Annotated in this window: 13 protein-coding genes; 8 read left to right on the top strand and 5 right to left on the bottom strand. The window is 56.7% G+C overall.

What is annotated here, in order from left to right; genetic code table 11:
* Nucleotides 1-24 precede the first annotated feature (24 nt).
* Nucleotides 25-741: a two-component system response regulator ArcA gene (arcA, locus tag AC1RKG_RS15940; protein WP_004949989.1), complete on the top strand. Its 717-nt coding sequence runs from the start codon at nucleotides 25-27 to the stop codon at nucleotides 739-741.
* Between the two features lie 44 nt (nucleotides 742-785).
* Here the strand turns inward: arcA and creA are convergent, their stop codons facing one another.
* Nucleotides 786-1265 carry a protein CreA gene (gene creA / locus AC1RKG_RS15935; protein ID WP_020825136.1) on the bottom strand — a complete coding sequence of 160 codons (480 nt, stop codon included), beginning with the start codon at nucleotides 1263-1265 and terminating at the stop codon, nucleotides 786-788.
* Nucleotides 1266-1607: 342 nt separating this feature from the next.
* Here creA and robA point away from each other — a divergent pair, with 342 nt between their 5' ends.
* The gene (gene robA, locus AC1RKG_RS15930) at nucleotides 1608-2477 is read left to right on the top strand and encodes an MDR efflux pump AcrAB transcriptional activator RobA (RefSeq protein ID WP_020825135.1); all 870 of its coding nucleotides are present in this window, start codon (nucleotides 1608-1610) and stop codon (nucleotides 2475-2477) included.
* Here robA and gpmB read toward each other — a convergent pair.
* Nucleotides 2474-3121, bottom strand: a complete 648-nt coding sequence (gene gpmB / locus AC1RKG_RS15925) for a 2,3-diphosphoglycerate-dependent phosphoglycerate mutase GpmB (RefSeq protein WP_020825134.1) — start codon at nucleotides 3119-3121, stop codon at nucleotides 2474-2476. The two genes, robA and gpmB, sit on opposite strands and share 4 nt — an antisense overlap.
* Before the next feature lie 111 nt (nucleotides 3122-3232).
* On the opposite strand from gpmB, the gene yjjX reads away from it, so the two are divergent.
* Entirely contained in the window at nucleotides 3233-3772 is a 540-nt protein-coding gene (yjjX, locus tag AC1RKG_RS15920; RefSeq protein ID WP_122077088.1) for an inosine/xanthosine triphosphatase, read from the top strand.
* 21 nt (nucleotides 3773-3793) lie between these two features.
* On the opposite strand, the gene trpR is transcribed toward yjjX, so the two are convergent.
* Both trpR and sltY read right to left on the bottom strand, forming a co-directional pair.
* Nucleotides 3794-4123, bottom strand: a complete 330-nt coding sequence (gene trpR / locus AC1RKG_RS15915; RefSeq protein ID WP_020825132.1) for a trp operon repressor — start codon at nucleotides 4121-4123, stop codon at nucleotides 3794-3796.
* A gap of 55 nt (nucleotides 4124-4178) precedes the next feature.
* The gene (gene sltY / locus AC1RKG_RS15910) at nucleotides 4179-6107 is read right to left on the bottom strand and encodes a murein transglycosylase (RefSeq protein ID WP_048762900.1); all 1929 of its coding nucleotides are present in this window, start codon (nucleotides 6105-6107) and stop codon (nucleotides 4179-4181) included.
* 737 nt (nucleotides 6108-6844) lie between these two features.
* Between sltY and yfiR the strand changes: the two genes are divergently transcribed.
* The 4 genes from yfiR to ettA all read left to right on the top strand — a co-directional run bounded on the left by yfiR (nucleotide 6845) and on the right by ettA (nucleotide 11169).
* Nucleotides 6845-7459 (top strand): regulatory sequestration protein YfiR, encoded by a 615-nt coding sequence (gene yfiR / locus AC1RKG_RS15905; RefSeq protein WP_130016158.1) that lies wholly within the window; start codon nucleotides 6845-6847, stop codon nucleotides 7457-7459.
* Nucleotides 7456-8703: a diguanylate cyclase DgcN/YfiN gene (dgcN, locus tag AC1RKG_RS15900; RefSeq protein WP_020825129.1), complete on the top strand. Its 1248-nt coding sequence runs from the start codon at nucleotides 7456-7458 to the stop codon at nucleotides 8701-8703. Before yfiR ends, dgcN begins: the two co-directional genes overlap by 4 nt.
* A 160-nt stretch (nucleotides 8704-8863) precedes the next feature.
* Nucleotides 8864-9361: an outer membrane lipoprotein YfiB gene (gene yfiB, locus AC1RKG_RS15895; RefSeq protein ID WP_493183471.1), complete on the top strand. Its 498-nt coding sequence runs from the start codon at nucleotides 8864-8866 to the stop codon at nucleotides 9359-9361.
* Between the two features lie 140 nt (nucleotides 9362-9501).
* Complete coding sequence (gene ettA / locus AC1RKG_RS15890) at nucleotides 9502-11169, top strand: energy-dependent translational throttle protein EttA (RefSeq protein ID WP_041414175.1); 1668 nt, start codon at nucleotides 9502-9504, stop codon at nucleotides 11167-11169.
* A gap of 30 nt (nucleotides 11170-11199) precedes the next feature.
* Here ettA and AC1RKG_RS15885 read toward each other — a convergent pair whose 3' ends face one another.
* Nucleotides 11200-12111, bottom strand: coding sequence for a LysR family transcriptional regulator (locus AC1RKG_RS15885; protein ID WP_020825126.1), 912 nt, complete (start codon nucleotides 12109-12111; stop codon nucleotides 11200-11202).
* Nucleotides 12112-12209: 98 nt separating this feature from the next.
* On the opposite strand from AC1RKG_RS15885, the gene AC1RKG_RS15880 reads away from it, so the two are divergent.
* Nucleotides 12210-13211 carry a zinc-binding alcohol dehydrogenase family protein gene (locus tag AC1RKG_RS15880; protein WP_479637012.1) on the top strand — a complete coding sequence of 334 codons (1002 nt, stop codon included), beginning with the start codon at nucleotides 12210-12212 and terminating at the stop codon, nucleotides 13209-13211.
* Nucleotides 13212-13237 lie beyond the last annotated feature (26 nt).

The raw sequence follows: 13237 nt of genomic DNA, 5'->3' as shown, positions 1-13237 counted from the left end.
TGTTGGCAATTTTAGGTAGCAAATATGCAGACCCCGCACATTCTGATTGTCGAAGACGAGTTAGTCACTCGTAACACCCTGAAGAGCATTTTCGAGGCGGAAGGCTACGTTGTTCATGAAGCCAATGATGGTGCAGAGATGCACAACATCCTGTCTGAAAATGATATCAATCTGGTTATCATGGACATCAATCTGCCAGGCAAAAATGGCCTGCTGCTGGCGCGTGAACTGCGCGAACAGGCCAGCGTTGCGCTGATGTTCCTGACCGGCCGTGATAACGAAGTTGATAAGATCCTCGGATTGGAAATCGGCGCTGATGACTATATCACCAAGCCATTTAATCCACGTGAACTGACCATTCGCGCACGCAACCTGCTGTCCCGCACCATGAACCTGGGCAGCGTCGGCGAAGAACGCCGTCTGGTTGAAAGCTATAAGTTCAACGGTTGGGAGCTGGACATCAACAGCCGCTCACTGATCAGCCCAGCGGGCGAGCAATACAAATTGCCGCGCAGTGAATTCCGCGCCATGCTGCACTTCTGCGAAAACCCGGGCAAGATCCAATCCCGTGGCGAACTGCTGAAGAAGATGACCGGTCGCGAGCTGAAACCGCATGACCGCACCGTGGACGTGACCATTCGTCGCATCCGCAAGCACTTCGAATCCACGCCGGACACGCCTGAAATCATCGCCACCATTCACGGTGAAGGTTACCGTTTCTGCGGCGATCTGGAAGAGTAAGTCTCGCGTTAAAATAGTTGGGGTTCAGTTGAACCCCAAGTCTCTTATTTTGCCTCACCCCAAGGGATGATCGGCACCGCGCTCAACGCGTTCTTCGGTGAACCATCCACCACACGGTCTGAATAGCTAAGATAAATCAACGCATTACGAGCTGAATCGTAGAAGCGTACCACCTGCAGCTTCTTGAACACCAGCGACGTTCGTTTCTGGAACACCACCGTCCCTTCAGCCTTGCCGTTTTTGATTTTATCGTTCAGCGCAATCGGCCCGACCTGCTGGCAAGAAATGGCCGCATCCGCAGTATCCTCCGCCAATCCCAGCCCGCCTTTAATGCCACCGGTTTTGGCTCGGCTGATATAACAAGTTACATTTTTAACATCAGGATCGTCGAATGCTTCCACCACGATTTTGTGGTCCGGACCGAAGAGTTTGAATACCGTATCCACCGACCCAACCTGTTCTGCCTGCGCGCTGTTTACCGTTGCGCAAACTAAACCAAACAAAAATATCCATCCTTTTTTCATTCACTTAACTCCAATAACCTGGGCGCTGAAAATAGCCGCAGGCAATTAATATTGTTTATGTTTCAGGTCACAGAATAGGGGTTTTTCCGGTCTGCACCGGTCTTTTTAGCACAGAGCGTGAAAAAAATCTTTGAGAGTCTCGGAGGAAAAAAATTGCTATTATGCGGCGTCGTTATTTCTTTGCGCCCTTTAAGGTGTGCCCCTGTCCAACTCCCGCACAACCCGCTGCGAGAGGCAAAGAGTGCTACGCAAAATGGCTCATGGATTGGTCTGATAGCGCAAGCACCAGCGTGACGAATAAACAGTTCGGGTCCCGACCCTAAAGCTCTACGAGGAAGATCTATGGATCAAGCCGGTATCATTCGTGATCTGCTTAGCTGGCTGGAAAGCCATTTGGACCAACCCTTGTCGCTGGACAACGTGGCGGCAAAAGCGGGTTACTCAAAATGGCATCTACAACGGATGTTCAAAGATATTACCGGTAACGCCATCGGCGCTTATATCCGGGCAAGGAGATTATCCAAGGCTGCGGTGGCGCTGCGTTTAACCAGCCGCCCTATTCTGGATATCGCCTTACAGTATCGCTTCGACTCGCAGCAGACATTCACTCGCGCATTTAAAAAACAGTTTGCGCAAACGCCGGCATTGTATCGCCGCGCCGAAGACTGGAGCGCATTCGGCATCTGTCCGCCAATTCGCCTGGGCGCCTTTACCCTGCCGCAGCCAGAGTTTGTCACACTACCGGAACTGCACCTGATTGGCCTGACGCAAAGCTATTCGTGCACGCTGGAGCAAATTTCAAACTTCCGTACCGAGCTGCGTTCACAGTTCTGGCGCCAATACCTGGGCGAAGCGGAGACGCTGCCGCCGGTGCTGTACGGTCTGCACCATTCGCGTCCAAGCCAGGAAAAGGACGACGAACAGGAAGTGCTGTACACCACGGCGCTGGAACCGCATCACGTTCCGAAGGAAATTCAGGCTGGGCAGCCGCTGACGCTGCAGGGTGGCGAGTATGCGATGTTCAGTTATGAAGGCCCAGCCTCTGGCCTGCAGGACTTTATTCTGACGCTGTACGGCACTTGTCTGCCGGCACTCAAACTCACGCGCCGCAAAGGGCACGACATTGAGCGCTTTTATCCCAAGGGTGACCGTCGGCCACCCCAACCGCCGACAGAGATCAACTGCGACTATTTGATCCCGATCCGCCGTTAACGTTGCAGTTCGTCGAGTGCGGGCATGTCCAGATGCGTGATATCGCCCGCCGTTTCGACAATCCAGCCGGAAGCCAGCCAAGGGCTCTGCTGATAGTCGACACGTGACAGCGAACAGTTGCGCAAACGCAGGCGACGTTCGGCATAGGCAGGTAACCCGAGCACGGTGCTGATCAAACAACCCAACGCGATACCGTGGCTCACGATCAGCGGTTTGCTCCCCTCCGGCAGCATCAGGCAGCTTTCCAGCGCCTCGCGCATCCGCCCACCCAGCTCGCTCATGGATTCACCTTGAGGGATACGGCCGTCAGCAGTACCATCGACCATCTGCTTGCGCCACTGCTCTTCCTGCGGCGTCAGGCTGTCGATCAGGCGTTCTTCCAGAACCCCCATGTGCAATTCGCGCAAACGTGGATCGTTTATCACCTCGCAACCGCAGGCTTCTGCGATGATTTGCGCGGTGCGTCGGGTACGCCCCAAATCGCTGGTAATCACGTGCGTGATGCCGAGCTTGCTGACGCGTTGGGCAACCAGATGAGCCTGATGTTCGCCGTGGGCGGTTAACGGGCTGTCGGACTGACCCTGGATACGGCGAGCCGCATTCCATTCCGTTTCGCCGTGGCGAACGAGGTATACCTGTAACATTTTGCTTTTCCGTTATACTGCGTGAAACCTGAGTTTATCTTCGTCACAGGCCGCTTGCGCAAGCGTCTGACGTATTGAATAGGCTCTTAGCTTAAGGATGCTAAACCCGTTATGTATCATGTTGTCGCTGCAACTACCAACCCGGCAAAGATTAAGGCTATTCAGTTGGCCTTTGAGGACACCTTTGGCGTAGACCAATGCCGCATTGAATCAGTCGACGTCGCCAGCGGTGTCTCACTGCAACCCATCGGCAATCTCGAAACCCGTACCGGTGCACGCCAGCGCGTCATGGAAGCACGCCAGGTACGCCCGGAGGCCGACTTTTGGGTCGGCGTGGAAGCGGGTATCGAAGAGAATATGACCTTCGCCTGGATGACGGTGGAAAACCCGTACACCCGAGGCGAATCGCGTTCAGCCAGTCTGATGCTGCCGGAGACGATTTTACAGGGAATTCGCGCCGGCCGCGAATTGGGGACGGAAATGGCGGCCATCACCGGCAATGCCGAAGTGAAGCGCCAGGGCGGCGCTATCGGTATCTTCACCGATGGGCGGTTGAGCCGCACCAGCGTTTACCATCAGGCTCTGCTGTTGGCGCTGGTGCCCTTCCACAACCCGATCTACCAAAACCATAACATCGCGCCGCAAAAATAAGCGCTGACGAGCGAGGCACGACTAAGGTGCCTCGCCCAGCAATTGCTGCTCCAGCCACTGTTTCAACGCCGGCGTCGCCGCCTTCAGGCTGTTCGAACCGCGAGTGATGGTGGCAATACCGGCCCCCAGCTCGTTCTTCAGCTCACGCTGGCTCATCTCACCGCGCATCAGTTCCTGAATAATCCGCACCCGCGTCCCCAAAGCCGTTCTTTCGTCCGGCGTCAGCAGCAGTTGCAGCAGCGGTTGATGCAGATCCTGGGCGAACGAATTCTGCAGCAGCGCGACAAAGCGCAGCCAATCCTCATTGCCTTGTTCTGAAAGAGCCGGGTCGTTAAGCGATAATTGCGTCATGGCAAGCCACCATACTATTTAACTAGTACAGCAGCATACCATAGCACCGCAAAAATCAATAACGCCTCTGCCACTCGGCATCGGTCAGCACCTTGGCCGGACGATGCATGAGGTAGCGATAAAATGCGTCATAGGCCAGTACATTCTTCACATAAGAACGGGTTTCCGAGAACGGGATGCTTTCGACAAACGCCACCGCATCTACCCGCCCTTCGCTGTTGCCCAACCAGGTATTCACCCGCGATGGACCGGCGTTGTAGGCCGCCGATGACAGAATGCGGTTACGGCCGAACTGCTGGTACACATACTCCAGGTAGCTGGTACCGATGGTAATGTTAACCCGGGGATCAAGCAGCTGGCTTGGGCTTGAGTAGCCGGGAATATTGTACATCTGCACAGTATGCTGCGCGGTACGCGGCATCACCTGCATCAGGCCGCTGGCCCCTACCGGTGACTGGGCTTTCGGGTTCCAGGCGCTCTCCTGACGGGCTATCGCCATGGCGTAGCTCGGCGTGATCCCCTTGTCATCGGTCGCGGCCCGGAACTCTTGCGGCCAGGCTACCGGGAAGCGCTCTTCAAGGTGATCCCACAGTTTGCCAACGATGGTTGCCTGCACGCTGAGATCGGCCCATTTTTGCTCGAACGCATAACGCGCCAGCGCTTCCTGTTCCGGACGACTGCGGCTGGACACAAACGAGGTCCACTCGCTGCGCGCCAGATTATCCATATTCCAGTACATCAGTTCGCGTACCCGGGCAATCTCCGGTCCGTCCACCAGCGAAGCGCGAGGTTTCGCCGCCACGGCCACCATTACCGGGTAAGGCTTATTCAGTTTCTGCGCCGCCACCATTGGATAGAAGCCGCGTTCGTTCATCAGGCGACGCAGGATCTCTTCACCTTCACTGCGTTTGCCTTCGTCCAGCAGCAGGCTTGCACGCCAGTAACGCCACTCGTCTTTATTGCGAGACTCCGCTGGCAGGCGAGCCAGCCAGGTAGCCACCCCCTGGCGATCGCCATTGCCCAATGCCATACGCACACGACGTTCCAGCAGAGCCGGAGACTGACTGCGCAGGATCACCTTATCGCGCCATTGGGTTTGTTCGAAGGTGGCATCGCTGCCCATCAGGCGCCAGGCCACCGCCTCTTCCAACCCCAACTGCTCGCTGTCGCTCATTTTCTGCAGGCGCACCAGCGTCGGGATCATTGCGCGAGCATTTTCTACATCCTGGCGCGCCAGGCGTTCAAAAGCGATGCCGGTCGCGGCACGGGTAAAATCTGTTGGCCCTACGCTACGGGCAAAGGATTCTACCGTGGCCGGATCGTTTTGCAGACGCACCAACGCATCGCCCATGGTTTGGTAATCTGACGGCAACTGACGGTACAAGCTGTTGACCAGGCCGCTGTTGCCCTCTTTCAACGCCAGCTTCATGCGCTCCAGTACCGCCGATGGTGTCTGTTTGCCGGAGCCCTTCCAGACGCTGAACAGCTTGTCACAGGAGCCCGGTAACGATTTACCGCTCATCCAAACGTCTTCAGCACCGCTCCAGGCCGCCTGTTGATCGCCGGTGGCCCATTTGGCGTAGTAGTAATTGCAACGCGCAGCTATAGGTTTAGGCGCCTGTGGGCTAAAGGCCAACAGAGTCCGCCAGTCTTCACGCCGTGCCAGCTCGTTAACAAAGCGCGGGGCCAATGATTTGGCCGGCGGCAGCGTCGGATGCTGTTTGATAAAATCGTTCACCTCGGAGAACCCGGCCTGACTGAGATCTTGCGTCAGCTCACGGTATTCCAGATAAGGGTATAGCGGGTAATCACGCAGCGTCGGCATCAATTGCGCCACGACGTCCATCTGCTTACTGTCCCACGCCTGTTTAATCTGCAGGTAACGCTGACGCTGGGCGTCCAGCGAGTCCGCCAATGCGGCGCCTGAGAATGCCGTCAGGCACAGGCCCACAGCCAAAAACCGCCACTTGTCTACCTTGACCATACTGACTCTTTCCTCGCTAATGCTGATGGTGTTGCCAGAGCCGATTCCCCCGTTGCCGCGCTACGCCAGCAGCCAACGGACAGTGAAACGGCTCTCCGAGTGTTTCGCGCTCTGTCGTGGGATATCGCTTCATCCGGCACGCCAGAACAAAAGGAGGCGCTGAGTGACTGGCTCAGCCATCTACCATAGACAGCGCGATCGCTTATCCATTCACTACTGTAGATGAAGTTTATCGTCACGAAGGGCTTCAGGTAAAAAAGGTTTACCCTCGCTGACAAATAAAATAAAGCCGGCGCCAAAGACAGCGTATTAATCATTAACCCGAGGTTAACACTGGAAACGAGCAGCTCATTTATTATTAATAAGCGCTGCCGACAATAAGATGAAGTCATCTGAAATAATTAGTCATGCAGGATATATTTCCTGGCCGACGACAACGCCGTTGCGCAAATGCCCCAAACCTCAGGCCGGGCGGGCTAACTTTGCAGAAAACGCCTGGCAAACCCTGACGGACGTTTTTATACTATTAAAAAAAGGTAAGATAATTCTGAGAAAACGGCACATAAAGCGCGCAACCGGGATATCTTATAATACAATCCGCGCCAATAATGGGTAGATAGTGTTCATCAGGCAGTGCGATTGACAGTTTTCAGTAAGGCAATTATCCCTTCGAGCGGGTCAGGCTTCTCATTGTTATGTTGCCGCATCGGTACTGCGGATCTGGGCAGGAATGGCAGATGAAGATGGCAAAAAATGCCGTGTGGCTAGCGACCTGCGCAAAAAATTCTCTTGCGAGTTTCATTTGCGCACGTCTGGACTACGGCCGCCTGTTATCGCTGGTGCTGCTCACCCTGATGGCCTTCCCGGGTTCAGCCCGCCCCGAAACCGGTGATCCTTATCAAAATCGCATCCATGCCGTCACCACCGTGGTGGTAGGCATTATCAGCTATGCCCGCTGGCCCAGCGAACCCAATCCGATCCGACTGTGTGTGACGGCACCCACCCAGTATGCCGAAGGCCTGTTCGATCCGATCCTGCTTAGTGCTCCGCGGCCCATTAAGGCCGAACGCGTATCCTTTGACAGTCCGCTGCTGAGCACCGGCTGCGATGTTATTTATTTGGGCAATGTTAACGCCGGTCAGAAGCAGAATTTTATACAGCGTATCAGCGGCCACTCCATTCTCAGCATCAGCGAAAACGATGTTGAATGCTCGGCCGGCAGCGCGTTCTGCCTGCAAATCGAAGGGGATACCGCGAGTTTTAAAGCCAATCTCGATGCGCTGGCACGTAGCGGCGTGCGCGTTCACCCCAACGTGTTGCAGTTGGCACGCAAACAGGCGCCCCCGCTATGAAGTGGTTGCGCAAGAACCGTTCGGGTCAGTCACGCCCTACGCTGGGCCGGGTACTGCAAAGAGTACACCTTGGGCTGGCGCTGATTGCCGTGGGTACTGCGGGGATCTTCCTGACCCTGGTGGCGCTGTTTGCACTGCGCGCCTATGCCAACCATAACCTGCATCTGATCGCGCGCTCCATCAGCTATACCGTTGAAGCCGCCGTGGTGTTCGAAGACCGTGCCGCCGCCCGCGAAGCCCTGGTGCTGATCGCCTCTAAAGAGGAAGTGTCGGAAGCCAGAATTCTGAACAACAACGGCAAAGTGCTTGCGACCTGGCACCATCCCAAGGATGGCCCACTGCACGGCATGGAGCAAGTCGTGGCGCACTGGGCGTTGCCACAACCGGTGATCCTGCCGATCACTCACGAAGGCAAAGAGGTCGGCAAAGTGTGGTTAAGTGGCCACGGCGGCAGCCTGCTGCGTTTTTTGCTACGCGGTATGGTAGGCATGATCGCCTGTCTGGTGCTCAGTACCCTGTGTGCGCTGGTATTGTCGCGCCGCATGTTGCAGGGGATCGTCCGCTCGCTGGACGATATCGCTAACGTGGCGCATGCGGTACGGCGCGATCGCGCCTTTGGGCTGCGGGTACCTTCGGCACCGATTGCCGAATTGCATGAGCTGAGCAGCGACTTTAATGGCCTGCTTGACGAACTGGAGGCCTGGCAGGCGCACCTGAAACAGGAGAATGACTCGCTGACCCACCGGGCGACCCACGACAGCCTGACCGGCTTGCCAAACCGCGCTTTCTTCGAAGGCCGACTGAGTCGCGCGCTGGGAGACATCGAGTCACCCGAAAAACTGGCGGTGCTGTTTATCGACGGCGATCGCTTCAAGGAAGTTAACGACAGCTACGGCCACGCCGCCGGCGACGTAGTGCTGACCACCATTGCCGGGCGTATCCGCGCGCAGTTACGCGAGAGCGACCTGGTTGCACGTTTAGGAGGTGATGAGTTCGCCGTACTGTTGGCACCGGTCCACACTACGGAAGATGTACTGCAGATTGCCGATAACATTATCGACTGCATGACCCAACCGGTAATTTTACCGAACGGCGAAGAGGTCATTTCCTCTTTGAGTATCGGTATTGCACTTTACCCTGAACATGCGGTGACGCCTCAGGGGCTCTTGCACGAAGCTGACGATGCGATGTACCAGGCCAAGCATCGTTATAACGGAGGCTGGCGGCTGGCAATACAGAAATAAAGCCCCGGCGATACCCAAAATCATTGGCGTTGCATCAAGGCAGCCAGAGTGAGAATCCTCAGGAGCTTACTGAAGTAAGTGACTGGGGTGAGCACTCGCAGCCAACACAGATCCAGCGTCAAGGATGACGGGTATATAAAATAAAACTAGGAATTTGATTATGTTACAGCAAACACTAAAAAACCGTTTTTCACTGCTGACGATGATGTTTATCGCCCTGCTGGCGCTCGCCGGCTGTCAGAGCAAGCCGCAGGGCCTGACGCCCGAGCAGATTGCACTGTTGCAGTCGCAAGGGTTCAAACTGACGGATAACGGCTGGGAATTTGGCCTGTCCGACAAGGTGCTGTTCGGCAACAACGTGGGCAAGCTGAACCCGGAAAGCACCGACACGGTACAGAAAATGGGCCGTGCACTGATGAGCGTCGGCATCACCAAATTCCGTCTGGACGGTCACACGGATAATTACGGTGAAGACAGCTATAACGACCAGCTCTCGCTGCGCCGCGCCAATGCGGTGGCCGACCTGCTGGCCAGCGTAGGCATCCCACGCGCTAACATCGAAACTCGCGGCATGGGAAAACGCGACCCGGTCGCCGATAACCGCACCTCCAGCGGCCGGGCGGAAAACCGCCGCGTCGCGATCGTCGTCACTCCTTAAGCGACCAATATGCGCCTTCACGGGCGCATAACCGGTTATACTTAGCGATCGCTGAGTGATGTCTGGGATCCGCTTTCGAAACGGGCTACACTCCGCAGCCAGACATCCTATAAAAACTGATATAGAGAGGCTAGAGCACCGTGGCTCAATACGTCTATACCATGCACCGCGTCGGCAAAGTGGTTCCGCCGAAGCGTCATATTCTGAAAAACATCTCACTGAGCTTCTTCCCTGGCGCCAAAATCGGCGTGCTGGGTCTGAACGGCTCGGGTAAATCCACTCTGTTGCGCATCATGGCCGGCATCGACACCGATATCGAAGGTGAAGCTCGCCCGCAGCAAGGGATCAAAATCGGCTACCTGCCTCAGGAACCGCAGCTGAATCTGGAGCACACCGTCCGCGAGTCGGTCGAAGAAGCGCTGGCGGAAGTGGTCGGTGCCCTGAAACGTCTTGATGAAGTGTACGCGCTGTACGCTGAAGAAGGCGCGGACTTCGACAAGCTGGCCGCTGAACAGGGCCGTCTGGAAGAAATCATTCAGGCCCATGATGGCCACAACCTGAATACCCAGCTTGAGCGCGCCGCCGATGCGTTGCGCCTGCCGGAATGGGACGCAAAAATCGCCAACCTGTCCGGTGGTGAACGTCGCCGTGTCGCGCTGTGCCGCCTGCTGCTGGAAAAACCGGACATGCTGCTGCTGGACGAACCGACCAACCACCTGGATGCAGAATCCGTGGCCTGGCTGGAACGCTTCCTGCACGACTTCGAAGGAACCGTTGTGGCGATCACCCACGACCGTTACTTCCTCGACAACGTGGCCGGCTGGATCCTCGAGCTGGACCGTGGCGAAGGCATCCCGTGGGAAGGCAACTACTCTTCCTGGCTGGAGCAGAAAGACGCACGTCTGGCGCAGGAAGCCTCTTCCGAAGCCGCACGCCGCAAATCCATCGAGAAAGAGCTGGAGTGGGTGCGTCAGGGCGCTAAAGGCCGTCAGTCCAAAGGCAAGGCACGTTTGGCCCGCTTTGAAGAGCTGAACAGCACCGAATACCAAAAGCGTAACGAAACCAACGAACTCTTTATTCCACCTGGCGCACGCCTGGGCGATAAAGTGGTTGAAGTCAGCAACCTGCGCAAGTCCTACGGCGACCGCGTGCTGATTGACGATCTCTCCTTCGCCGTGCCGAAGGGCGCGATTGTCGGCATTATCGGCCCGAACGGCGCCGGTAAATCCACGCTGTTCCGCATGATGTCCGGTCAGGAACAGCCTGATTCCGGCAGCATCGTGCTGGGTGACACCGTCAAGCTGGCGTCGGTCGATCAGTTCCGTGACAGCATGGACAATTCAAAAACCGTTTGGGAAGAAGTCTCCGGCGGCCAGGACATCATGCGTATCGGCAACACCGAAATGCCAAGCCGTGCTTACGTCGGTCGCTTTAACTTCAAAGGCGTCGATCAGGGCAAGCGCGTGGGCGAACTGTCCGGCGGTGAGCGCGGACGTCTGCACCTGGCCAAGCTGCTGCAGGTTGGCGGCAACGTACTGCTGCTCGACGAACCGACCAACGACCTGGATATTGAAACCCTGCGCGCGCTGGAAAACGCCCTGTTGGAGTTCCCGGGCTGCGCGATGGTTATCTCGCACGACCGTTGGTTCCTCGACCGTATTGCTACCCACATTCTGGATTACCAGGATGAAGGTAACGTCGAGTTCTTCGAAGGTAACTTCACCGAATACGAAGAGTACAAGAAACGTACGCTGGGCGCCGAAGCGCTTGAGCCGCACCGTATCAAGTACAAGAGAATCGCCAAGTAATCCGAAAGGCGCCGCATGCGGCGCCTTTTTTTATTCCCGCGCCAGCTCGCGGGCATAATCGTCAAATACCGGGTGTTGCAACACCACGTCAATAAAACAGGCCAGCGCCGGGGAATTGAGCTTGCGACTGGGATAAACCAGATAGAGTTCATTGCCTTCCGCCTGCCATTCCGGCAACACCTCCACCAGCTGTTTTTGCGCCACTACCTCGCGGCTGAGAAATGCCGGCAACAAAGTAATACCCGCGCCGTAAATCGCACATTCGCGCGCGTACAGCAGATTATCGGTGATATGCAGCGTCGGCAGTTGCCAGCGAAAATACTCATCGCCCCGGCGCAGATTCCATGCGGGCCAGGAACGATGCGCGATGCAGCGGTGCTGCTGCAACTGTTGCGGATGCAGGATCGGCGGGTACTGCGCCAGATATGCCGACGATGCCAGCAAATAGCGCGGCGCATGCCCCAAACGCCGGCCAATCAGCGAGGAGTCCTGCGGTTTGCCGGTGCGTAATGCGGCGTCAAATCCGTCCTGCACCATATCCACCATCGCATCGGATACCGACACCTCCAGTGACACGTCCGGGTATTGGCGCTGAAAATCCGCCGCCAGCCGCGCCAGCAACGTCGCCCCCAGCCCGGCAGGGGTTGAGATGCGCAACCGACCACTCGGGTTGTCACGCAGCCGTTGCAGCGCAAAATCGGCGCGTTCGGCAGCATTCAGCATCTCCTGGCAGTGTTCCAGATAGCGTTCGCCGGCAAAGGTCAGGTTGAGCTGGCGGGTGGTACGGTTCAGCAAGCGCAGGCCCAGCGTCTGTTCCAACTGGCTGATGCGCTGGCTGACGCTGGACTTCGGCAAAGCGGCGCGTTTGGCGGCGGCGGTAAAACTGCCGCACTCGGCCACCAGCGCAAACAGCGCCATATCCTGCAGCTGCTTAAACCTCATTGTTCACCTCATACGAACACTTAGTTAGTTATTGTCCATCTTATCACTCCCTCTCAAGAGGTCTACACTGAGGTTATTCATTCGAAAGGAGCACAGTCATGCCGATTAAAGCCATTGCCGTAGACCCGAAAAACCCCACCGCCTTCATAGAGATCAGCCCGGAAAAACCCACGCCGGGTCAGTACGATCTGTTGGTGGAAGTGAAAGCGGTGTCGGTCAACCCGGTGGATACCAAGGTCCATGCTGGCCTGCAAAAAAGCGGCCTGCAGCAGCCACGCATTCTCGGTTGGGACGCCAGCGGCGTCGTGGTTGAAGTGGGCAGCAGCGTCAGCGGCTTCAAACCCGGCGATGAGGTTTGGTACGCCGGTGATATCACTCGCCCGGGCAGCAACAGCACCCAACAATTGATCGATTCACGTATTACTGCCCACAAGCCTCGCAGCCTGAACTGGGCCGAGTCTGCCGCCATGCCGCTGACTGCCCTGACTGCCTGGGAAGCACTGTTCGAACATCTGAAAATTCAGGATGCGGCACCGGGGAAAACTCTGTTGATCATTGGCGGCGCCGGTGGTGTTGGTTCGCTGGCGATCCCGTTTGCGGCACAGCGCAGCCAGGTGAAGGTGATTGCGACCGCCTCTCGTCCCGAGTCGGCGGCCTGGTGTCTGGAACGGGGTGCCGATCTGGTGGTGGACTATCGCGATCTGAAAGCTAACCTGGCGCAACAGGGCATTGAGAACGTGGATTATATTCTGTGCCTGAACGATACCGACGGCCACTGGCAAGCCATCTCCGATCTGATCGCGCCGATGGGCCATATCTGCACCATCGTGGAAAACGCCCAGCCGTTGGACCAGAGCGCACTGAAGCTGAAAAGCGCCGCGCTGCACTGGGAATTGATGTTTACCCGCAGTATGTTCAACACGCCGGATATCGCTCAGCAGGGCGAGATCCTCAAGCAAGTGGCGCAACTGCTGGATGAAGGGAGGCTGAGCACCACCCTGAGCGAAACGATGCACGGGCTAACGGTGCCGACGCTGACCGCCGCGCATCAAAAACTGCTCGATGGACATATGCAGGGAAAACTGGTGATTGTTTACTGATGACCGACGGGGCGCAGCCTGCGCCC

This window comes from Serratia sp. GW822-FHT06D09 (assembly GCF_058799515.1).
Note: the sequence above shows the minus strand (reverse complement) of the source record. Positions and strands in the feature narration are given on the sequence as shown.